Below are 22,377 nucleotides of genomic sequence, written 5' to 3'. Positions count from 1 at the left end.
AGACCGCGATCCAAATGTGGGAGCGGGCTTGCCCGCGATAGCGCCAGTTCAAACAACGCAGACTGACTTAGTCTTCCAGCAGCTCTTCAGCCTGACCCAGGATGTTGTCCAGGGTGAAGCCGAACTCTTCGAACAACGCTGCCGCCGGTGCCGACTCACCATAGGTGGTCATGCCGATCACACGACCTTCCAGGCCCACATACTTGTACCAGTAGTCGGCGTGAGCCGCTTCGATGGCGATACGCGCGCTGACCTGCAACGGCAGTACCGATTGCTTGTAGCCGGCGTCCTGGGCTTCGAACACGCTGGTGCACGGCATGGAAACCACACGCACCTTGCGGCCTTGCTCGGTCAGTTTCTCGTACGCCTGAACGGTCAGGCCCACTTCGGAACCGGTAGAGATCAGGATCAGCTCCGGCTCGCCGGCGCAGTCCTTGAGCACATAACCACCACGGCTGATGTCGGCGATCTGCGCGTCGGTGCGCACCTGATGCTGCAGGTTCTGACGCGAGAAGATCAGCGCCGAAGGGCCGTCCTTGCGCTCGATGGCGTGTTTCCAGGCCACGGCGGATTCCACCGCGTCGGCGGGGCGCCAGGTGTCCAGGTTCGGCGTGGTGCGCAGGCTGGTCAGTTGCTCGACCGGCTGGTGCGTCGGGCCGTCTTCGCCCAGGCCGATGGAGTCGTGGGTGTACACATGGATCACGCGCTTCTTCATCAGCGCGGCCATGCGCACGGCGTTGCGCGCGTATTCCATGAACATCAGGAAGGTCGCGCCGTAAGGCACCAGGCCACCGTGCAGGGCAACGCCGTTCATGATGGCGCTCATGCCGAACTCACGTACGCCGTAGTACATGTAGTTGCCGCTGGCGTCTTCAGCCGAAACGCCTTTGCAGCCTTTCCACAGGGTCAGGTTGGAACCGGCCAGGTCAGCCGAACCGCCCAGCACTTCCGGCAACAGCGGGCCGAACGCGTTCAGGGTGTTCTGGCTGGCTTTACGGCTGGCGATGGTTTCGCCCTTGGCCGCGACTTCAGCGATGTAGGCCGAGGCCTTTTCCGAGAAGTCGGCAGGCAGGTCGCCAGCCAGGCGGCGTACCAGCTCGTTGGCCAGCTCCGGGAATTCGGCGGAGTAGGCCGCGAAACGCTGGTCCCACTCGGCTTCGGTCGCCAGGCCTTTTTCTTTCGCATCCCATTCGGCGGCGATGTCGGCCGGGATTTCGAACGGGCCATGGTTCCACTTCAGGGCTTCGCGGGTCAGGGCGATTTCCGCGTCACCCAATGGAGCGCCGTGGCAGTCTTCTTTGCCCTGCTTGTTCGGCGAACCGAAACCGATGGTGGTCTTGCAGCAGATCAGGGTCGGCTGCGCGCTCTTGCGGGCGGTGTCGATGGCGGTCTTGATTTCTTCCGGGTCGTGGCCGTCGACGTTGCGGATCACCTGCCAGTTGTAGGCTTCGAAACGCTTCGGGGTGTCATCGGTGAACCAGCCTTCGACTTCGCCGTCGATGGAGATGCCGTTGTCATCGTAGAAGGCGATCAGCTTGCCCAGGCCCAGGGTACCGGCCAGGGAAGCGACTTCGTGGGAAATGCCTTCCATCATGCAGCCATCACCCAGGAACACGTAGGTGTGGTGATCGACGATGTCGTGGCCAGGGCGGTTGAACTGCGCGCCCAGCACTTTTTCAGCCAGCGCGAAACCCACGGCGTTTGCCAGGCCCTGACCCAGCGGACCGGTGGTGGTCTCGACGCCCGGGGTGTAACCGAATTCCGGGTGGCCCGGGGTGCGGCTGTGCAACTGGCGGAAGCTCTTGAGGTCGTCGATGGTGACGTCGTAGCCGGTCAGGTGCAGCAGCGAGTAGATCAGCATCGAGCCGTGGCCGTTGGACAGCACGAAGCGGTCACGGTCGGCGAACGATGGGTTGCTCGGGTTGTGTTTCAGGTAGTCACGCCAAAGTACCTCGGCGATATCCGCCATGCCCATCGGGGCACCGGGATGGCCGCTGTTGGCTTTTTGCACGGCATCCATGCTGAGGGCACGAATGGCGTTGGCACGCTCACGACGGCTGGGCATCGCTGATCTCCTGGGGTCTGCTGAAAAGAAACGGAAAAAAGGACCGGCATTTTCCCTCAGCCACCGCCTGCGGGCAATGACAGATAGTCACTTCAAGGTGTTTTTCCTGCGGTTTGCCGCGCAATGCACTGCAGAAACCGGTCACTGGTTCGTCCAGACGTTATCGCGACTGCTTATAACCGCCACTTATCGATCAATATCAAAACTTTTTGATATTGACCTTGCAGGGACTCGAACCCGTCACTAGACTGCTGGCCTTATGAATATATCCGCGCCCTCTCTGCGATCCGACGACAGTGAAGAACTGGCAGCCTTGTGCAAGGCCGCCGGCGATCCGTTGCGTCTGAACGTATTGCGCGCGCTGACCAACGACTCCTTCGGCGTACTGGAACTGGCGCAGATCTTCGCCATCGGCCAGTCCGGCATGAGCCACCACTTGAAGGTCCTGGCCCAGGCCGATCTGGTGGCCACTCGCCGTGAAGGCAATGCGATTTTCTACCGCCGTGCCCTGCCCCACACCGATCTGCTTGGCGGCAAGCTGCACGCCGCCCTGCTCGACGAGGTGGATGAACTGAGCCTGCCGACCGAGGTGCAAGCGCGCATCGGCCAGGTCCATGGGCAGCGTGCGGCGGCCAGCCAGGACTTTTTCTCACGGGTTGCGGAGAAATTCCGCGCCCAGCAAGACCTGATTGCCGGCTTGTCCCAATACCGCGACAGCGTGCTGGCCCTGCTGGACAAGCTGAGCTTCAGCGATGAAGCCACGGCAGTGGAAGTCGGCCCCGGGGATGGCGGTTTCCTGCCCGACCTGGCGCGCCGCTTCCATCAGGTCACGGCGCTCGACAACAGCCCGGCGATGCTCGAACTGGCACGCCAACTGTGCGAACGCGAAGCCTTGGGCAACGTCACTCTGCAATTGGCCGACGCGTTGAAAGACACCAGCCTGCGCACCGATTGCGTGGTACTGAACATGGTCCTGCATCATTTTGCTGCTCCAGCCGACGCCCTCAAGCAAATGGCCGGGTTGCTTCACCCCGGCGGCAGCCTGCTGGTGACGGATTTATGCAGCCACAACCAGAGTTGGGCCAAGGAGGCCTGCGGTGATCTCTGGCTGGGGTTTGAACAGGACGATCTGGCCCGTTGGGCCACCGCTGCGGGACTGGCTCCCGGGGAAAGCCTCTATGTAGGTTTACGTAATGGTTTCCAGATTCAGGTCCGCCACTTTCAGCGACCGGCTGGCGACACTCACCATCGGTAAATATCAGGAAAACATCGAGATGAGCGAATACTCCCTTTTCACCTCCGAGTCCGTGTCTGAAGGGCATCCGGACAAAATCGCCGACCAGATTTCTGATGCGGTGCTGGACGCCATCATTGCTGAAGACAAGTTCGCCCGGGTGGCGTGCGAGACCCTGGTGAAAACCGGTGTGGCGATCATCGCGGGCGAAGTGACCACTTCGGCCTGGGTTGACCTGGAGCAGATCGTTCGTGACGTGATCACCGACATCGGCTACACCAGCTCCGACGTGGGCTTCGACGGCGCGACCTGCGGCGTGATGAACATCATCGGCAAGCAGTCCCCGGACATCAACCAGGGTGTCGACCGCGCCAAGCCGGAAGACCAGGGCGCCGGCGACCAGGGCCTGATGTTCGGCTACGCCAGCAACGAAACCGACGTGCTGATGCCGGCGCCGATCACTTTCTCTCACCAACTGGTGCAACGTCAGGCCGAAGCCCGTAAATCCGGCCTGCTGCCGTGGCTGCGCCCGGATGCCAAGTCCCAGGTGACCTGCCGCTATGAAGGCGGCAAAGTGGTCGGCATCGACGCGGTCGTCCTGTCGACCCAGCACAACCCCGATGTGCCCTACGCCGACCTGCGCGAAGGCGTGATGGAGCTGATCGTCAAGCACGTGCTGCCGGCCGAACTGCTGACCAAGGACACCCAGTTCCACATCAACCCGACCGGTCAGTTCATCATCGGCGGCCCCGTGGGCGACTGTGGCCTGACCGGTCGCAAGATCATCGTCGACAGCTACGGCGGCATGGCCCGTCATGGCGGTGGCGCGTTCTCGGGCAAAGACCCGTCCAAGGTTGACCGCTCGGCAGCTTACGCCGGTCGTTACGTGGCCAAGAACATCGTTGCCGCCGGCCTGGCCGAACGCTGCGAGATTCAGGTGTCCTACGCCATCGGCGTGGCCCAGCCTACGTCGATCTCGCTGAACACCTTCGGCACCGGCAAGATCAGCGACGACAAGATCATCAAGCTGGTGCGCGAGATCTTCGACCTGCGCCCTTACGCGATCACCACCATGCTCGACCTGCTGCACCCGATGTACCAGGACACCGCAGCCTACGGTCACTTCGGTCGTACCCCTGCGCAGAAGACCGTCGGCGACGACACCTTCACGACGTTCACCTGGGAAAAAACCGACCGCGCCAACGACCTGCGCACCGCCGCCGGTCTGTAATCGCCTACGGCAAACAGAGCCCCGCCGGGATTTCCCGGCGGGGCTTTTTATTGCCTGGAAGTTTGCGGGACGGACTTCACGATTTTTGGATCCAAACCTTGCGGCACCCATGATGGCCCACTAGAATCCGCGCCCTCCCGGGCCCCTCACCTTATCTGGATATTGCCCTGCGTCAGCCCGGGGCAGACACGTGCGCAGGCAATCGAACATTGAGGTTTTTCATGCGCATCTCCACGCTCGCCCCCGTCGCTCTTCTGCTCAGCCTGTATGCCCTGCCGGCCCACACCGCCGACCTGAGCGCACTGGGTGGCGCCTTGAGCGCCCAACTGGGTGGCGGCAACTCCGGCGACTGTCAGCAGCACGCCAAAGACCTGCAAACCAAGATCGACGCCGCCGAAGCCAAGAACGATGCCCTGTCGGTGAAAGCCTTCAAAGCCGCTCAGGAGCAGGTCAACAAGGGTTGCAACAAATTGGCGCAAACCCAGGCCAAGGCCGACGCCAAGCAACAAACCCAGGAAGCCAAGGCCGACAAGAACGACGCCGTAAAAGCCTTGGGCGGCCTGTTCAAGTAAACGGAAACACCCGGTAAAAAGCCCCGCACTGTCGGGGCTTTTTTATCACCGGGCGGATCACTTAGGCTGTGCGTCCTTTTCGGGCAAGGATGCTCATGATGCGTTTGCTGGTCACTCTTTTACTCTGCTCCGCTGCGTTCATGGCCTGGGCGCAGGAATGCCCTGACGATGTGCAATTACAGGTCCGGGTCCTCGCCGAACAGATCCGCCAGTGGGATGACAGTTACCACCGGCTAGGCCAATCCTCCGTCAATGACGAGCTATACGACCAGGCTCGCCAACGCCTTGCAGGCTGGCAGCACTGCTCCCCGCAAGTCACCACGCCAGCCAACAACCCGCTGGCCAGTTCGCGAGGCACCCTACGCCATCCGGTCGTGCATACCGGACTGGAAAAACTGCCGGACGAAAACGCCGTCGAATCATGGCTGGGCACGCGCCAGGCGGTCTGGATTCAACCCAAGGTCGACGGCGTCGCCGTGACGCTGGTCTATCGCAAGGGCAACCTGCATCAGGTGATCAGTCGGGGCGATGGTGAGCTGGGGCATGACTGGTCAGCCTCCGCACGGCGGATCCCGGCTATCGTCCAGCAACTGCCGGAACCCATCGACCTGGCGCTGCAAGGCGAGCTTTATTGGCGCCTGGACGACCATGTGCAATCGGCACAGGGCGGGCTCAATGCCCGAAGCAAAGTGGCCGGGCTGATGAACCGTCGAACCCTGGGCGATGCCGACGCGGCGCGAATAGGTCTGTTCGTCTGGGCCTGGCCTGAAGGGCCGGACGAATTCACCGAGCGCCTGGCCAGCCTGACCCGCTGGGGCTTCACCGATACCCAGCGCTACAGCCAACCCATTCAGGGCATGACTCAAGCCGCGCATTGGCGCACCTACTGGTACAACCATCCCTTGCCTTTCGCCAGCGATGGCGTGGTGCTGCACCAGGCACAACGCGCACGCGCACAGCGCTGGCAGGTCGGCACGCCTTACTGGGCGGTCGCCTGGAAGTACCCGACAGCCAGTGCCCTGGCCCTGGTGCAGAACGTAACGTTCAAGATCGGCCGCACGGGGCGCATCACGCCCATGCTGGAACTTGAACCTGTACGGCTGGACGACCGGCTGATCAGCCGGGTCAGTGCCGGTTCGGTGAAACGTTGGCAAACACTGGATATCCGCCCCGGCGACCAGGTGTCCATCAGTCTCGCGGGGCAAGTTATTCCACGGCTGGACGAAGTGATTCTGCGCAATCCGACCAGGGTCGATGTGCAAGCCCCGAACGCCTCGAACTTCCACGCCCTCAGTTGCTGGCAACTGGACCCAGGCTGCGAAGAGCAGTTACTGGCCCGCCTCGCCTGGTTGAGCGGGCCGCAAGGCCTGGCATTGCCCCATATAGGTCGCGAGACCTGGAACGTATTGATTCAGGCCGGTCTAATCGCTGGCTTCCTCGATTGGTTAACCCTTGATGCGGCAGAGCTTGCTAACATTGATGGCTTCGGTGATCGCAGCCGCGCGCGCTTGATCGAGAGCCTCGACAGCGCCCGGCGACGCCCCTTTGCACAATGGCTCAAAGCGCTGGGCGTCCCCCCGGCGGCACGCAACAACCTGGACGGTGACTGGCAAACGCTGGTCGCCCGAGATACCCAAGCCTGGCTGGCCATCGATGGCATCGGCCCGGGTCGCGCGGCGCAACTGAGCGCCTTTTTTCACGACCCGCAGGTACAGGCCTTGGCTGACACCTTACGCGTGGCCGGGATAGAGGGTTTTTGAACCCTATCCGGCCATCAGATTGCGCCCCCTGGAGCCCCACATGAAATTTCTAGCCCCCTTTGCCCTGCTGACAAGCTTCCTGACCACGTCACTATTGGCCGCGGAAGAAGCGCCACCACTCACCGGCTGCGCCGCCAAGCGCCAGGACATCACGACCCAGATCGAACAGGCCAAGGCCCATGGCAACAGCGCACAACAGGCCGGCCTGGAAAAAGCCCTGGGTGAAGTCACCGCCAACTGCACCGATGCTTCGCTGAAGAAAGAGCGGGAAAACAAGGTGCTCGACGCCAAGCATGAAGTCAGCCGCCGCCAAGCCGACCTCGACAAGGCCATGAAGAAGGGTGACGCGGACAAGATCAACAAGCGCAAGGAAAAGCTCGCCCAATCCCGCAAGGACCTGCAAGACGCGGTGGAAGAGCTCGACAAGTAAACCCGATCAGTGGTCCCGGAACTGTTTATGGCAGGCGCTGCAGGCATCTTCGACCTTCTGCACTGCGGGCCCCAGGTTGCTGACCGTATAAGGTTGCACCTGGCTGGCCGTCACCAATTCAGCGGTGGCCGCTTCCAGGTTGCGGGCCAGTTGCTGAAAACGGGCCTGCTGCTGCCACACATCGTCCTTGGCGCTGGTGTGGCCGTCCTCACGAACACTCGGGAAATGTTTCCACGGCTCATGGGACAACGCATCGAGCTTCACCGCACCTTCGGCAAATCCAGCGCCGTCGAACGGGATACGCCCACGCAGCATGCCGCCCAGGTCTTCGCCAGTCTTGAGCATTTGCTTGAAGATTGCCTTGCGCTGGCCCAGGGGCGAATTCGGATCCACGCCACCACAGGCGCAAAGGGTGAGGCAGGCCAGCAATAGAACGGTCAGTCGTTTAAAAGTCATGGTGGCTTCAAGGTCACGGGAAACGGCGGCCAGTATCCTCGCCCCGCCCGCAAAGACCAATAGCCCTATTAATAATGAGGGTTGCTCGCACACATGAAACGGCGGGCAATCGCTTCAGGAATCGTTTGTATGAATGTCACCTCGAAACTCTGGAGTCGCCGCCTGGCGTGGGCTCTGCCGATGATCGCGCTGCTGGCCGGCTGCGACAGCGGTAAGGATGCGGCCAAAGATGAAATCGTCAAACCCCATGCCGTCGCCACCTATGTGAGCGCGCCGTGGGACTCGCTGCCGACGGTCTCCGACGCCGACCTGCTGGCCGGTTTCGAGTCCTGGCGCAGCGCCTGCCAACGTCTCAAGGCCGACCCGGTATGGGGCGCTACCTGCGCCGCGGCGTCGACTGTGCCCGGCAACGCCGTGGCGATTCGCGGGTTTCTGAAAGAACGCCTGGATGTGTACGGCCTGCGTTCGGCCGACAACACCCCGAACGGCTTGATCACTGGCTACTACGAACCGGTCTACCCCGGCAGCCTGACCAAAACCGCCACCGCCAATGTGCCGGTGTACGGCGTCCCGGATGACCTCATCATCGTCAACCTGGAATCCATCTACCCGGAACTCAAGGGCAAGCGCCTGCGAGGTCGCCTGGAAGGTCGGGTACTCAAGCCCTACGACGACGCCAGCGCTATCAACGGCAAGGGGTCCACGGCCAAGCCGATTGCCTGGCTGACCAACCCGATGGACCTGCAATTCCTGCAGATCCAGGGCTCGGGCCGCATTCAACTGGCGGGCGGTCGCCAACTACGCGTCGGTTACGGCGACCAGAACGGCTACCCTTACCGGCCCATCGGTCGCTGGCTGGTGGAGCAAGGCGAATTGAAAAAGGACGACGTGACCATGGGCGCCATCAGCGCCTGGGCCAAGGCGCATCCGCAACGCATCCCGGAACTGCTGGCGAGCAACCCCAGCTACGTGTTCTTCAGCGCCCGCCCTGACAGCAACGAAGGTCCGCGCGGTTCGCTGAACGTGCCATTGACCGCCGGCTACAGTGTTGCGGTGGATCGCAAGGTGATCCCGCTGGGGAGCCTGTTGTGGTTGTCGACCACCAAGCCGGATGGTTCGCCCATTGCCCGGCCCGTCGCCGCGCAAGACACTGGCGGTGCGATCACCGGCGAAGTGCGGGCGGACTTGTTCTGGGGCACCGGCGATGCGGCGGGTGAACTGGCAGGCAACATGAAGCAGCAGGGTCAGATCTGGATGTTGTGGCCCAAAGGTACTGCGCTGCCGCAAGTGCCCGATGCTCCTGCCGGAACCTGAAGAACAACACCGAACCCGTGTGGGAGCCGGGCTTGCCCGCGATGGCGGCCCGCCAGATACCTCTTTGCTGGCTGACACTGCGCGATCGCAGGCAAGCCAGCTCCCACGTTGGAATGTGTCAATCTTCAGATCGAGACAAAAAAGAAACTCGCAATCAGCGCCATGCCCACGAACCACACCAGCGAACGCAACATCGCCCAATCCGCCAGGTAGCAGATGATGTACAGCAGGCGGCTGGTGATAAACAGCACCGCCAATACGTTGATGGTCACCAATTCGGCCGTGCCGGCCAGGTGCGCGATAATCACCGCCGCTGCAAACGCCGGGGTGACTTCAAAGCTGTTGAGCTGGGCGTTATGGGCCCGTCGGGCAAAACCGTCGAGGGTGTCCAGGAAAGCCCGCGGGTCGTGGTTCTGCCGGGGGCCGAACTTGCCTTGGCTGAACTTGGCCACACCCGTGCACAGGTAAGGCAGGAAAATTGCGATCAACACACACCAGAAGGCCACCGTCATCACTGATTCCTTTTTTGTTTTCAAGCAGAAATTAGAGTTTTAGCACTAAACCCGGCAAGCCGCATCCACCGTTATGAGCCACCGCACTGGCAAAGGTTCTATCGGTGTTTTGCGTCCTGCCCCTGCAACCTCGCGCCGCCACTGCGGTCCATCCCCCAATAATGTTCCGCCACCCCACTTCCAAGGACCCCGGATGCTTGAACTTGTCGCCGCCTTTATCTGCCTCACCACGCTGCTCACCTATGTGAACTTCCGCTTTATCGGTCTGCCGCCGACTATCGGCGTGATGGTCACTGCCCTGGTGTTTTCCCTGATCCTGCAAGGCCTGAGCGTTCTCGGCTATCCCGGTCTCGAAGAGCGCATCCAGCAACTGATCGGCCAGATCGACTTCGGCGACCTGCTGATGAACTGGATGCTCTCCTTTCTGCTGTTCGCCGGCGCGCTGCACGTAAACCTGAACGACCTGCGCAGTTACCGCTGGCCCATCGGCCTGCTGGCGACCTTTGGCGTGTTGATCGCCACGGTGGTGATCGGCAGCCTCGCGTACTACATCTTCGCCCTGTTCGGCTGGCACGTGAGCTTCCTGTACTGCCTGCTGTTCGGCGCGCTCATTTCGCCCACCGATCCTATTGCGGTATTGGGCGTGCTACGTACCGCCAATGCGTCCAAGCCACTGAAAACCACCATCGTCGGCGAGTCGCTGTTCAACGACGGCACCGCCGTGGTGGTGTTTACCGTATTGCTGGGTATCGCCCAACTGGGCGAAACGCCGACGGTGGGCGCGACCGCTTTGCTGTTCGCCCATGAAGCCATTGGCGGCGTGGTGTTCGGCGGGCTGATCGGTTACCTGGTGTACCTGATGATCAAGAGCATCGAACAACACCAGATCGAGGTCATGCTGACCCTCGCCCTGGTCATCGGCGGTTCGGCGATGGCCACCGAACTGCACGTCTCGGCACCGATTGCGATGGTGGTGGCGGGCCTGATCATCGGCAATCTGGGGCGCAAGCTGGCGATGAACGACATGACGCGTCGCTACCTGGACGGTTTCTGGGAACTGCTCGATGACATGCTCAACGCCCTGTTGTTCGCACTGATCGGCATGGAGCTGTTGCTACTGCCGTTCAACTGGCTGCACGTGTTCGCCGCCAGCCTGCTGGCAGTGGCGATTCTCTTGTCGCGCTTGCTCACCGTGGCCCCGGCGATCCTGTTGTTGCGACACTGGCGCAGTGTGCCGCGCGGCACTATCCGCATCCTCACCTGGGGCGGGCTGCGTGGCGGGGTTTCCGTCGCTCTGGCGCTGGCGTTGCCGCTTGGCCCGGAACGCGACCTGCTGCTGAGCATCACCTACATTGTGGTGCTGTCGTCGATCCTGCTGCAGGGTTTGAGCATCGGCAAGCTGGTCAAGCACGTGACCCGGGACGAGCCCCAGGTCACCCCTGACGCTCACTGATCCTTGCGGATCCGCGGCGGGTGCCTGGGGTCCGCAGCCTGCTTGCCCGGCAGGCTGCTCTCGCTGCGGACCTGCGCATGGCTGATCAACGCAAAGATGAAACTGCCGCCAATAATGTTGCCCGCCAGCGTCGGCCCGGCGAACACCTGCCAGAAATCCCGCCACGGCAGCTCGCCGGCAAACACCAGATAAGACACTTCCGCCGAGCCTACGACGATATGGGTGAAGTCACCCAGCGCCATCAGGTAGGTAATCAGGATGATGATCCACAGCTTGGCGCTTTCCATGGACGGGATCATCCAGACCATGGTGGCGATCATCCAGCCGGAGACGATGCCCTTGGCGAACATCTGCCCTGGGTCGTTTTCCATCACTTTGCGCCCGATTTCCAGGAAGGCCAGGTCGGTCTTGGTGTCGAAGATCGGCAGGTGCAGCATCACGTACGCCACCAGCAAGGTACCGCAGAGGTTGCCCACCAGCACCACGGTCCACAATCGCAACAGGCGTCCGGCATTGGCCAGCGTAGGTTTGCTCATCACCGGCAGCACGGCGGTAAGGGTGTTTTCGGTGAAGAGTTGCTGGCGCGCCAGGATCACCGCGAGAAAACCCGCGCAGTAGCCGAAGCTGGCGATCACCTTGAACGTCTCGTCGTCCGGCAGGCGTGAATTGAGCAGACCCATGCCCATCAATGACAAGCCCATGGTCAGGCCAGCGGCCAGGGCTGACCACCATAGGGCTGCCACATTGCGTTCCAGTTCCTGGTCGCCCTGGGTGCGAATGATTTCATGCAGGACCGCCGCACGGGGCGGCTGGTTCTTGTCAACGTCCTGCTGTTCTTCCTGCGACAGATTGGGGGTCTTGCCGTCGTCGTGAGTGGCCATGATCTACCGGAATCCAAGGGGTGCCTGTAGCTACGACACGCGACGACGGCGGCTGTTCAGTGGCCCGGTATGCGCCAGGCCCTGGCCATTTCCACGGTGGTCGAACCGAGCGGAAAGGCCGGCGCGCCACCCGCGCTCAGCCGGTCGGCAATTCCCATGACTTGCGCGGCTGTTACTCGGTGACGTTGTCGTCCTGGAACTGGTCCTTCACATACTTGATCTCCGTGCGGCCATGCGGCGCGGGCAGGCCGTCTTCGCCAAGGTTGACGAAGACCATTTTTTCCACGGTGAGGATGCTTTTGCGGGTAATTTTGTTGCGCACTTCACAGGTCAGGGTGATGGAGGTACGACCGAACTCGGTGGCGGTGATGCCCAACTCGATGATGTCGCCCTGGCGCGAGGCGCTGACGAAGTTGATTTCGGAGATGTACTTGGTGACGACACGCTGGTTGCCCAACTGGACAATGGCGTAGATGGCCGCTTCTTCATCGATCCAGCGCAGCAGGCTGCCGCCGAACAGGGTGCCGTTGGGGTTGAGGTCTTCGGGTTTTACCCATTTGCGGGTGTGGAAGTTCATGGTCACTCCAGAGCGTCTTGCCGAATGATGGCCAACATCATGGCAGAGCCCGGCCCCAAGCTCTATGCAGCATTGCCTATTCCACCTATCAACGATCTTCATATGACCGACAGAAAGGCTTGGGAAGTGTCGCCTACACGGCTATAATCGCACCCGCTTCAAAACGGTCATCTTCGATTGATACCGTTCTCCCGCCACCTGTCCGAGGGGCGCTGCAGCAGGTTCGACCTGTCAGGCTCGGATGGGGCGTTGTCCGGCCTGGCTCACCTGGCCTGATACTAAACGCACAACGGCGCCCATTCGCACACTACGAATGGAGGCTCTTCATGAGCGCAGTAATCACGCCTGCAGATTTCAACGACTACAAAGTCGCCGACATGTCCCTCGCTGCCTGGGGCCGTCGCGAAACCTTTATCGCCGAATCCGAAATGCCTGCCCTGATGGGCCTGCGTCGCAAATACGCCGCCGAGCAGCCGCTCAAAGGCGCCAAGATCCTCGGCTGCATCCACATGACCATTCAGACTGCCGTGCTGATCGAAACCCTGGTTGCCCTGGGTGCCGAAGTGCGCTGGTCGTCGTGCAACATCTTCTCGACTCAAGACCAGGCCGCTGCTGCTATCGCCGCCGCCGGTATCCCGGTATTCGCCTGGAAAGGCGAGACCGAGCAAGAGTACGAGTGGTGCCTGGAGCAGACCATCCTCAAGGATGGCAAGCCATGGGACGCCAACATGATCCTCGACGACGGCGGTGACCTGACCGAGCTGCTGCACAAGAAATACCCGCAGATCCTCGACCGCGTCCACGGCGTGACCGAAGAAACCACCACCGGCGTGCATCGTCTGCTGGACATGCTGGCCAAGGGCGAGCTGAAAATCCCGGCCATCAACGTCAACGACTCGGTGACCAAGAGCAAGAACGACAACAAGTACGGCTGCCGTCACAGCCTGAACGATGCCATCAAGCGCGGTACCGACCACCTGCTGTCGGGCAAGCAAGCCCTGGTGATCGGCTACGGCGACGTGGGCAAGGGCTCGGCCCAGTCCCTGCGTCAGGAAGGCATGATCGTGAAGGTCTCCGAAGTCGACCCGATCTGCGCCATGCAAGCCTGCATGGACGGTTTCGAAGTGGCTTCGCCGTTCATCAACGGTCAGAACGACGGCACCGCAGCGAGCATCGACAAGGCCCTGCTGGGCAAGATCGACCTGATCGTCACCACCACCGGTAACGTCAACGTCTGCGATGCCAACATGCTCAAGGCCCTGAAAAAACGCGCCGTGGTATGCAACATCGGTCACTTCGACAACGAGATCGACACCGCTTTCATGCGCAAGAACTGGGCATGGGAAGAAGTGAAGCCACAGGTGCACAAGGTTCACCGCACCGGCCATGGCGATTTCGACCCGCAGAACGACGACTACCTGATCCTGCTGGCCGAAGGCCGCCTGGTTAACCTGGGCAACGCCACCGGCCACCCAAGCCGCATCATGGACGGCTCGTTCGCCAACCAGGTTCTGGCGCAGATCTTCCTGTTCGAACAGAAGTACGCCGACCTGTCGCCCGCCCAGAAAGCCGAGCGCCTGACCGTGGAAGTCCTGCCGAAGAAACTCGACGAAGAAGTGGCCCTGGAAATGGTCCGCGGCTTCGGCGGCGTCGTGACTCAACTGACCAAGACCCAGGCCGACTACATCGGCGTGAGCGTTGAAGGTCCGTTCAAGCCGCACGCTTACCGCTACTGATATGCCTGCTGCCCGCCCTCCTTGTGGAGGCGGGCTTGTGTGGGAGCGGGCTTGCTCGCGACTGAGGCGTTTCAGTCGACAGCGTTATCAACTGACCCACCGCATTCGCGGGCAAGCCCGCTCCCACATTGACAGCGCAAGCCTTCCAGCTTTGAGTTTCCAAGGGTATTACCATGTCCCAAGACCGTCGCTACAGCTTCGAGTTTTTCCCGACCAAGACCGAGGCTGGGCATGAAAAACTGATGGCCGTTGCCAAGCAACTGGCCAGCTACACCCCCGACTTCTTTTCCTGCACCTACGGCGCCGGCGGTTCGACCCGTGATCGCACGATCAACACCGTGTTGCAGCTGGAAAGCGAAGTCAAAGTTCCCGCCGCTCCGCACTTGTCGTGCGTGGGCGACAGCAAGGCCGACCTGCGCGGCCTGCTGACCCAATACAAGGCCGCCGGCATCAAGCGCATCGTCGCCCTGCGTGGCGACCTGCCCTCCGGCATGGGCATGGCCAGCGGTGAGCTGCGCTACGCCAATGACCTGGTAAGTTTCATCCGTGAAGAAAGCGGCGAGCACTTCCATATCGAAGTCGCGGCTTATCCGGAGATGCACCCCCAGGCGCGCAACTTCGAAGACGATTTGCAGAATTTCGTGCGCAAGGCCAATGCCGGCGCCGACAGCGCGATCACCCAGTACTTCTTCAACGCCGACAGCTACTTCTACTTCGTCGAGCGCGTACGGGCGATGGGCGTGAACATCCCGATCGTGCCGGGCATCATGCCGATCACCAACTACAGCAAGCTCGCACGCTTCTCCGACGCCTGCGGCGCAGAGATCCCACGCTGGGTGCGCAAGCAACTGGAAGCCTACGGCGACGACGTCAAAAGCATCCAGGCGTTCGGCGAGCAGGTCATCAGCGAAATGTGCGAACGGCTGTTGCAAGGTGGCGCCCCGGGGTTGCACTTCTATACCCTGAACCAGGCTGAACCCAGCCTTGCCATCTGGAACAACCTAAAGCTGCCACGCTAACGCTTGTCCGGCTGTGCCAAGGCCCTCGGTTGCACGAGGGCCTTTGTCGTTTTACATGCCTACGGAACCCTGCAGTCCATGAATACAGCGCCCCCTACCTTGCGCCCGCAACTGGTTTACCTGGTCTTCGGCTCCGAGACCTATCACCAGGAGGCGGTATTCAGCATCGCCAGCGCACTGGCATTTTTGCAGGACACTCCGGACGCCCCCCTGGACATCCAGGTATTCAGCGACAACCCCGAGCCCTATCGCCTGCTGCCCGTGCGCGTACGCCCGCTGGACGCGGCCACCCGCAAGCAGTGGAGCGAACCCCACGGCTACCATTTCCGTACCAAACACGTGGCGTTGCGCACCGTGCTGGAAGAGTCCCCGGTGGCCTTGCTGATCGACACCGACACGTTCTTCCACCACTCGCCCATGGCGCTGTTCGAACGCGTGCAACCTGGCACCCTGCTGTGCAACGCGTTCTACACGCGATACGGCGACAACCACGAAAGCATCCTCTACACCGCCCTGCATCAGCGCCTGCTGGACATGGGTGTGGCCGATGACGACATGATGACCCTCAACTCCGGGGTCATGGGCCTGACTCAACAGGACGCTCACATCCTCGACCGCTCCATCGAACTGATGGATGAACTGTTCCCCCATGCCCAGGGCGCCTACACCCTGGAAGAATTCTGCCTGTCGATTGCCGCCTACCGCACAGTCAATGTGCGCGAGTGCCCGGACCTGATCCATCACTACTGGAGCCGCAAGCAATTGTTTCGCGCCAAGGTCAAGGCCTGGATCGCCAAGCACGCGGCCAACCCCACCAGCGCCCTGGCCCTGGCCGACACACGCCAGGTTTCCGCCCATCTGCCGCGTCCCCCCCGCTTGCAGCGCCAGCTGTACAAGCTGATCACCCTGGTGCTGCCCAAGCATCAACAGCAATTCATCCGCGAGATTCTCTACGGCTGCTACGAGCACGAGAACGAATTCGACCAGGCCTGCGGCCCGGTTTGGTGGGACAAGGCCCGGCAGAACCAGGAAGAACGCCAGAAACGCCCGATCGATGCTCATCAGTTGGAACACTGGTTCGCCAACCCGGTGGTGCGCCTGATCCTGGGTGAGCGGCGCCGCGCCATCTACGAACACTTGATGACCTCACCGGCAAAATAGCGCGGCCCGCAGAGGCGTGTTCCAGAGCTTCTCTTTAGCGCGGGAGCGTCGTAACCTCACGGCATGTCCGTCATTCTGAAGCTTGCGACCGCTGCCCTTTTCACTTGCCTGAGCCTGGCCGCCCAGGGCGAGCAATTGCGCATTGTCACCGAGCCCTGGGCGCCCTATGTGTATGAAGAAAATGGGGTCAGGCAAGGGCTGGATTACGAAACCACGATGATCGTGTTCCAGCGCCTCGGGGTCGACGTGCAATGGCAATTCCTGCCCTGGAAACGCTGCCTGGCCATGCTGGAACAGGGCCACGCCGATGGCGCGCTGGATATTTTCCACAGCCATGATCGCGACGCCCTGCTGCTGTACCCCAGCGAACCGTTGTCGGAAGTGGAGTTCGTACTGTATTACGCCAACGAACGGCCCCATCCCGCCGCAACCCTCGATGACCTGCGCGGCCTGACCGTCGGCACCTCGCCGGGCTATTTGTATGGCGCGGACTTCAGCGAATCCGGCCTGTTCAACCGAGAACCGGCGCCCAGCCATGAGGCCAATTTCGGCAAATTGTTGCTGGGCCGCGTCGACCTGGTGATCACGGACCGTCGGGTCGGGCAGCACATGATCAAAACGCTGGGCCTGGAGGGCAAAGTCAGCCAGGCAACGGCCGTGATCAGCCGCCAGCAGCAGTTCCTCGCCGTACGCCGTGGCGCGGGCATGGACTTGCTGGTGCAGCGCTTCGCCGCCGAACTCAAGCGTTTCAAGCAAGAACCGGCCTACGCCGCCCTGAGCGCCAAATATGGAGGAATCCAGGCCAATATGGCCTCGGAACGCACCGTTGAGCAGCAGGAACACAGCGCACCGTGATTGCTCTGTTATACTCCGGCCTTTCCGCCAGGCTTACGCCCGGCCGCTGAGGTCCTGAAAAAGGCACCCAACCCCGCTACTGCGCAGCTTTGCGGCCCGCGCGAGCCGGTGGAGTGCCCGCCAGACACAGCAGGACCGGACGGGATTGCGCTCCTTCAAGCGCCATTCACGCCCGGCAAGATTATCCCTCTGGGCCAAGCCCTAACTAAAACAGGATTACTCATGTCCTTTGCTTCCCTCGGTCTCTCCGAGGCTTTAGTCCGCGCCATCGAGGCAGCGGGCTATACCGAGCCTACTCCGGTGCAACAGCGGGCCATTCCCGCCGTGTTGCAAGGTCGCGACCTGATGGTTGCGGCTCAGACAGGTACTGGTAAAACCGGCGGTTTCGCCCTCCCGATTCTGGAGCGGTTGTTCCCCAACGGTCACCCGGACAAATCCCAGCGTCACGGCCCGCGCCAACCGCGCGTACTGGTCCTGACCCCTACCCGCGAACTCGCCGCCCAAGTGCATGACAGCTTCAAGCTGTACGCCCGCGACCTGAAGTTCGTCAGCGCCTGCATCTTCGGCGGCGTCGGCATGAACCCGCAGGTTCAGGCCATGTCCCGTGGCGTGGACGTACTGGTGGCCTGCCCGGGCCGCCTGCTCGACCTGTGCGGCCAGGGCAGCGTCGATCTGTCCCACGTGGAAATCCTCGTGCTGGACGAAGCCGACCGCATGCTCGACATGGGCTTTGTCCATGACGTGAAAAAAGTCCTCGCCCGCCTGCCGGCCAAACGCCAGAACCTGCTGTTTTCGGCGACGTTCTCCGCCGATATCACCGCCCTGGCCGGTAAGCTGCTGCATAACCCGGAACGCATCGAAGTCACGCCGCCGAACACCACGGTCGAGCGTATCGAGCAACGCGTGTTCCGCCTGGCTGCCAGCCACAAGCGTGCACTGCTGGCCCACCTGATCACCGCCGGTGCGTGGGAACAGGTCCTGGTGTTCACCCGTACCAAGCACGGTGCCAACCGTCTGGCCGAGTACCTGGACAAGCACGGCCTGCCTGCCGTCGCCATCCACGGCAACAAGAGCCAGAACGCGCGCACCAAGGCACTGGCCGACTTCAAGGCCAACACCGTGCGCATCCTGGTGGCGACCGATATCGCCGCCCGCGGCCTGGATATCGACCAGTTGCCACACGTGGTCAACTTCGAGTTGCCCAACGTCGACGAAGACTACGTGCACCGTATTGGCCGTACCGGCCGTGCGGGGCGCACCGGTGAGGCCATCTCCCTGGTGGCGCCGGACGAAGAAAAACTGCTGAAAAGCATCGAGCGCATGACCAAGCAGAAAATCGCCGATGGCGACCTGATGGGCTTCGATGCCAGCGCCGTGGAGGCCGAGAAGCCCGAAGCCCGCGAACGTCCGGACGTACGCAACCCGCGCAACGCTCGCGGTCCGAAGGGCGATGGCCCGAACGGTGGCGGCGGTGGCGGTGGTCGTCGCGACAAGGGCAAGGACAAAGGCAAGGAAAAGTCCGCCAGCAACAGCCGTGGCGAGCGCCCTGCCCGTGAACAGAAGCCTCGCGAAGGCACCCCGGCCCGCGAACAGCGTCAGCCGAGCCAGCCGCCCCGCGCGGCAGCCGACCGCGCTCCGGATGAGTTCCTCGACGACGATATCGATAACTTCGGCAACCGCGTCGACTACGTGCCCCAGGCCAAACCGGCCCCGGGCCGCGGCCGTCGTCCAGGCGGGCAAGCCCAGGGTGCCGGCGCACCTCGTAGCGGTCAGCCACAGGGTGGTCGCCAGAACAACAGCCCGCGCAACAGCAACGGCAGCACCACCGGCACCGCACCGGCCAAGCGCAACGGCCCGCGTAATGGCGCACCACGTGACGGCCAGGGGCGTCGCGAAGACTCGCGCAACCGTCGCCCGTCCCGTGACGACGCTCGCTCCTCGGAACCGGCCGTGCAGAACCCGCGCGGCGGCCCGGCCCCCAAGATCATCCACAAGGAGTCGAAAGCCGACCGCTTCCCGACACCGGAGCAGTTGGACCAACTGCCAACCCGTCCTCGTGGTGAGAAACCAGCGCTGCTGACTCGCAACCGCTAGTTTCATGGGCTAGATACAGAGCACCATTGCCAGCTCAATGACTGTATGGACTTGGCAAGCATAAAAAAACCGGATCGCGCGATCCGGTTTTTTTATGCGCCGCGAAAATTACTTCGCTTTTACGCCTTCCAGCGAGATGTCCAGGTCCACGGTCTGCGAAGACGGGCCTGGGCCTTTGATGCCGAAGTCGTTCAGGTTCAGCGTGGTGGTGGCGTTGAAGCCAGCACGTTCGCCACCCCATGGATCCTTGCCTTCACCGTTGAAGGTGGCCTTGAAGGTCACAGGCTTGGTCACGCCGTGGAAGGTCAGGTCGCCGGTCACGTCAGCGGTTTTCTCACCGGTAGGCTTGACCGCAGTCGAGACGAACTTGGCGTCGGCAAACTTGGCCACGTCCAGGAAGTCCTTGCTGGCAACGTGCTTGTCACGCTCGGCGTGGTTGGACCACAGGCTGGCGGTTTTCACGTCGACTTCGATTTTGCTGGCTTCAGGCTTGGCCTTGTCCCAGCTGAACGAGCCGTCCCAATCCTTGAAGGTACCGTGAATGAAGCTGTAGCCCAGGTGGCTGATTTTCCAGTCGATGAAGGCGTGCTGGCCTTCCTTGTCGATCTTGTAGTCAGCCGCCATCGCCGAACCGGCGGACAGCAGAGCAGAACCGATTGCCAGAGCGGCGAGAGTCTTTTTCAACATACTTTCTATTCCTTGTGAGTCGAGGTTGAACATCAGGCTTTGCGCCCCAGCATTCGCGTCAGGGTCGCATCACGATCGATAAAGTGGTGTTTCAACGCAGCCACGCCGTGCAAGCCGGCAAAGACCACCAACACCCAGGCCAGGTACAGATGCACCAGGCCGGCGTTGTCTGCCTGGTCCGGCAGTCCGGATACCAGCGCAGGCACATCGAACAAACCAAACACCGAGATACCGACACCGTCTGCGGTGGAAATCAGGTAACCGGCAATCATCACGGCAAACAGCCCCACATACAGGAACGCGTGGCCGAACGCAGCGCCGATACGGGTCAGGCGGCTGTAGCTGGCCAACGGTGGCGGTGGTGGGCTGACCAGCCGCCAGACGATACGCACCAGCATCACCGCAAACAGCGTGATGCCGATGCTCCTGTGCAGATCCGGTGCGTCTTTGCGCCATGCGTCGTAGTAGTCGAGGCCGACCATCCACAAGCCCAGGGCAAAGAGACCGAACACCACCAGGGCCACGCCCCAGTGCAAAACCATGCTGACCCAACCGTAGCGTGCCGATGTATTACGTAGCTGCATGTCCCAAATCCCGTAAGAGCTGTGCCCAAGACTAGCGATTTACCTATCGAATTAAAGCGCAATTTTTTGCTTTGAAATATCGAGAAATATGATCAAGAGCGTATGCACAGTAAGTTAACGAAGGATTAAGGACTATTCCTGAGAAACGTGACAGACCGTCCTGTGTTTACCGCCAATTGCCCACAATGGGTTGTGACAAGGGCCACCATTGCATAGGCTTGCGCGATTGTTTCACCTGCGTCCGGCGCAGGACCGCTTCGAGGAGAGAACCGATGGGCTTGAACAACCAGTGGATGCAACGCGACCTCGCGGTGCTGTGGCATCCCTGCACCCAGATGAAAGACCACCAGCAATTGCCGCTGGTTCCGATCAAGCGCGGTGAAGGCGTGTGGCTCGAAGACTTCGAAGGCAAGCGCTACCTCGACGCCGTCAGTTCCTGGTGGGTGAATGTGTTCGGCCACGCCAACCCGCGCATCAACCAGCGCATCAAAGACCAGGTCGATCAGTTGGAGCACGTGATCCTCGCCGGTTTCAGCCATCAGCCGGTGATCGAACTGTCCGAGCGCCTGGTGAAGATGACGCCCGCGGGCCTGACGCGCTGCTTCTATGCGGACAACGGTTCGTCATGCATCGAAGTCGCGCTGAAGATGAGCTTCCACTACTGGCTCAACCGTGGCCTGCCGAACAAAAAGCGCTTCGTGACCCTGACCAACAGCTACCACGGCGAAACCATCGCCGCGATGTCGGTAGGCGACGTGCCGCTGTTTACCGAAACCTACAAGGCGCTGCTGCTCGACACGATCAAAGTGCCGAGCCCGGATTGCTACCTGCGCCCCGAAGGCATGAGCTGGGAAGAACACTCGCGCCATATGTTCCAGGCCATGGAGCAAACCCTGGCGGACCATCACGACACCCTCGCCGCCGTCATCATCGAGCCGCTGATCCAGGGCGCCGGTGGCATGCGCATGTACCACCCGGTGTACCTCAAGCTGCTGCGCGAAGCCTGCGACCGCTACGGCGTGCACCTGATTCACGATGAAATCGCCGTGGGTTTCGGCCGCACCGGCAGCATGTTCGCCTGCGAACAGGCCGGTATCCGTCCGGACTTCCTGTGCCTGTCCAAGGCCCTGACCGGCGGCTACCTGCCGCTGGCCGCCGTGATCACCACCGACGACGTATACGACGCCTTCTACGACGACTACCCCACCCTGCGCGCGTTCCTGCACTCCCACAGCTACACCGGCAACCCGCTGGCGTGTGCGGCGGCGCTGGCGACCCTGGATATCTTCGAAGAAGACAACGTCATCGAAAACAACAAGGCCCTGGCCCAGCGCATGGCCACCGCCACCGCGCACCTGGTGGACCATCCGCACGTGTCGGAGGTGCGTCAGACCGGCATGGTACTGGCCATCGAAATGGTGCAGGACAAAGCCACCAAGACCGCCTACCCCTGGCAGGAACGTCGTGGTCTGAAGGTGTTCGAACACGCCCTGGAACGCGGTGCACTGTTGCGACCGCTGGGCAGCGTGGTGTATTTCCTGCCGCCTTATGTGATCACCCCGGAGCAGATCGACTTCCTCGCCGAAGTCGCCAGCGAAGGCATCGACATTGCCACCAACAGCAAGGTCAGCGTCGCCGTGCCAGACAATTTCCACCCCGATTTCCGCGACCCCGGCTGAGTGATCGTTCCCACGCTCTGCGTGGGAATGCATCCCTGGACGCTCCGCGTCCGCTCTGCACACCATTTTCCAGAGAA

General features: G+C 61.7%; 20 protein-coding genes and 1 riboswitch. Of the genes, 13 read left to right on the top strand and 7 right to left on the bottom strand.

Annotated elements, in window-relative coordinates:
- Window positions 1–67 precede the first annotated feature (67 nt).
- Complete coding sequence (gene tkt, locus ACW9IB_RS15380) at window positions 68–2,065, bottom strand: transketolase (RefSeq protein WP_457368687.1); 1,998 nt, start codon at window positions 2,063–2,065, stop codon at window positions 68–70.
- A gap of 259 nt (window positions 2,066–2,324) precedes the next feature.
- Between tkt and ACW9IB_RS15375 the strand changes: the two genes are divergently transcribed.
- The 5 genes from ACW9IB_RS15375 (at window position 2,325) to ACW9IB_RS15355 (ending at window position 7,292) form a co-directional block, all read left to right on the top strand.
- Complete coding sequence (locus ACW9IB_RS15375; RefSeq protein WP_457368688.1) at window positions 2,325–3,320, top strand: ArsR/SmtB family transcription factor; 996 nt, start codon at window positions 2,325–2,327, stop codon at window positions 3,318–3,320.
- A 19-nt stretch (window positions 3,321–3,339) separates the two neighbouring features.
- Window positions 3,340–4,530 (top strand): methionine adenosyltransferase, encoded by a 1,191-nt coding sequence (metK, locus tag ACW9IB_RS15370; protein ID WP_457368689.1) that lies wholly within the window; start codon window positions 3,340–3,342, stop codon window positions 4,528–4,530.
- Window positions 4,531–4,751: 221 nt separating this feature from the next.
- On the top strand, window positions 4,752–5,102 hold the full coding sequence (locus tag ACW9IB_RS15365; RefSeq protein ID WP_457368690.1) for a hypothetical protein: 351 nt from the start codon (window positions 4,752–4,754) through the stop codon (window positions 5,100–5,102).
- Window positions 5,103–5,197: 95 nt separating this feature from the next.
- Window positions 5,198–6,862 (top strand): NAD-dependent DNA ligase LigB, encoded by a 1,665-nt coding sequence (gene ligB / locus ACW9IB_RS15360; RefSeq protein ID WP_457414324.1) that lies wholly within the window; start codon window positions 5,198–5,200, stop codon window positions 6,860–6,862.
- Between the two features lie 40 nt (window positions 6,863–6,902).
- Window positions 6,903–7,292, top strand: a complete 390-nt coding sequence (locus ACW9IB_RS15355) for a DUF1090 domain-containing protein (RefSeq protein ID WP_457414323.1) — start codon at window positions 6,903–6,905, stop codon at window positions 7,290–7,292.
- Between the two features lie 6 nt (window positions 7,293–7,298).
- Here ACW9IB_RS15355 and ACW9IB_RS15350 read toward each other — a convergent pair whose 3' ends face one another.
- Window positions 7,299–7,748: a c-type cytochrome gene (locus ACW9IB_RS15350; protein WP_457414322.1), complete on the bottom strand. Its 450-nt coding sequence runs from the start codon at window positions 7,746–7,748 to the stop codon at window positions 7,299–7,301.
- A gap of 129 nt (window positions 7,749–7,877) precedes the next feature.
- Between ACW9IB_RS15350 and mltA the strand changes: the two genes are divergently transcribed.
- Complete coding sequence (gene mltA / locus ACW9IB_RS15345; RefSeq protein ID WP_457368694.1) at window positions 7,878–9,062, top strand: murein transglycosylase A; 1,185 nt, start codon at window positions 7,878–7,880, stop codon at window positions 9,060–9,062.
- A 125-nt stretch (window positions 9,063–9,187) separates the two neighbouring features.
- Here mltA and ACW9IB_RS15340 read toward each other — a convergent pair whose 3' ends face one another.
- On the bottom strand, window positions 9,188–9,574 hold the full coding sequence (locus ACW9IB_RS15340; RefSeq protein ID WP_457368695.1) for an MAPEG family protein: 387 nt from the start codon (window positions 9,572–9,574) through the stop codon (window positions 9,188–9,190).
- A gap of 193 nt (window positions 9,575–9,767) precedes the next feature.
- Between ACW9IB_RS15340 and ACW9IB_RS15335 the strand changes: the two genes are divergently transcribed.
- Window positions 9,768–11,027: a cation:proton antiporter gene (locus ACW9IB_RS15335; RefSeq protein WP_457414320.1), complete on the top strand. Its 1,260-nt coding sequence runs from the start codon at window positions 9,768–9,770 to the stop codon at window positions 11,025–11,027.
- On the opposite strand, the gene ACW9IB_RS15330 is transcribed toward ACW9IB_RS15335, so the two are convergent.
- Together ACW9IB_RS15330 and ACW9IB_RS15325 are read right to left on the bottom strand one after the other, a co-directional pair.
- Window positions 11,021–11,908 (bottom strand): formate/nitrite transporter family protein, encoded by an 888-nt coding sequence (locus ACW9IB_RS15330; protein WP_457368697.1) that lies wholly within the window; start codon window positions 11,906–11,908, stop codon window positions 11,021–11,023. The two genes, ACW9IB_RS15335 and ACW9IB_RS15330, sit on opposite strands and share 7 nt — an antisense overlap.
- A 172-nt stretch (window positions 11,909–12,080) precedes the next feature.
- Window positions 12,081–12,485, bottom strand: coding sequence for an acyl-CoA thioesterase (locus tag ACW9IB_RS15325; RefSeq protein WP_178920076.1), 405 nt, complete (start codon window positions 12,483–12,485; stop codon window positions 12,081–12,083).
- Window positions 12,486–12,683: 198 nt separating this feature from the next.
- Window positions 12,684–12,790, top strand: a riboswitch (S-adenosyl-L-homocysteine riboswitch).
- Between the two features lie 21 nt (window positions 12,791–12,811).
- Between ACW9IB_RS15325 and ahcY the strand changes: the two genes are divergently transcribed.
- The 5 genes from ahcY (at window position 12,812) to ACW9IB_RS15300 (ending at window position 19,350) form a co-directional block, all read left to right on the top strand.
- The gene (ahcY, locus tag ACW9IB_RS15320; RefSeq protein ID WP_457414319.1) at window positions 12,812–14,221 is read left to right on the top strand and encodes an adenosylhomocysteinase; all 1,410 of its coding nucleotides are present in this window, start codon (window positions 12,812–12,814) and stop codon (window positions 14,219–14,221) included.
- Between the two features lie 173 nt (window positions 14,222–14,394).
- Window positions 14,395–15,240 carry a methylenetetrahydrofolate reductase [NAD(P)H] gene (gene metF, locus ACW9IB_RS15315; protein WP_457368699.1) on the top strand — a complete coding sequence of 282 codons (846 nt, stop codon included), beginning with the start codon at window positions 14,395–14,397 and terminating at the stop codon, window positions 15,238–15,240.
- Between the two features lie 78 nt (window positions 15,241–15,318).
- A complete protein-coding gene (locus tag ACW9IB_RS15310) occupies window positions 15,319–16,401 on the top strand; it encodes a hypothetical protein (protein WP_457414317.1) in 1,083 nt (360 codons plus the stop codon).
- Window positions 16,402–16,464: 63 nt separating this feature from the next.
- Window positions 16,465–17,256, top strand: coding sequence for a substrate-binding periplasmic protein (locus ACW9IB_RS15305; protein WP_457414316.1), 792 nt, complete (start codon window positions 16,465–16,467; stop codon window positions 17,254–17,256).
- A 222-nt stretch (window positions 17,257–17,478) separates the two neighbouring features.
- Entirely contained in the window at window positions 17,479–19,350 is a 1,872-nt protein-coding gene (locus ACW9IB_RS15300) for a DEAD/DEAH box helicase (RefSeq protein WP_457414315.1), read from the top strand.
- Between the two features lie 108 nt (window positions 19,351–19,458).
- Here ACW9IB_RS15300 and ACW9IB_RS15295 read toward each other — a convergent pair whose 3' ends face one another.
- Both ACW9IB_RS15295 and ACW9IB_RS15290 read right to left on the bottom strand, forming a co-directional pair.
- Window positions 19,459–20,037 carry a YceI family protein gene (locus tag ACW9IB_RS15295; protein ID WP_457368703.1) on the bottom strand — a complete coding sequence of 193 codons (579 nt, stop codon included), beginning with the start codon at window positions 20,035–20,037 and terminating at the stop codon, window positions 19,459–19,461.
- 32 nt (window positions 20,038–20,069) lie between these two features.
- Window positions 20,070–20,621 carry a cytochrome b gene (locus ACW9IB_RS15290; protein WP_457368704.1) on the bottom strand — a complete coding sequence of 184 codons (552 nt, stop codon included), beginning with the start codon at window positions 20,619–20,621 and terminating at the stop codon, window positions 20,070–20,072.
- A gap of 272 nt (window positions 20,622–20,893) precedes the next feature.
- Here ACW9IB_RS15290 and ACW9IB_RS15285 point away from each other — a divergent pair, with 272 nt between their 5' ends.
- Complete coding sequence (locus ACW9IB_RS15285) at window positions 20,894–22,300, top strand: adenosylmethionine--8-amino-7-oxononanoate transaminase (protein WP_457414314.1); 1,407 nt, start codon at window positions 20,894–20,896, stop codon at window positions 22,298–22,300.
- Window positions 22,301–22,377: the final 77 nt, after the last annotated feature.

The organism is Pseudomonas sp. SDO524_S393 (assembly GCF_054071875.1).
The sequence above is the reverse complement of the archived record's forward strand: the minus strand, read 5'-3'. Positions and strand labels throughout refer to the sequence as shown.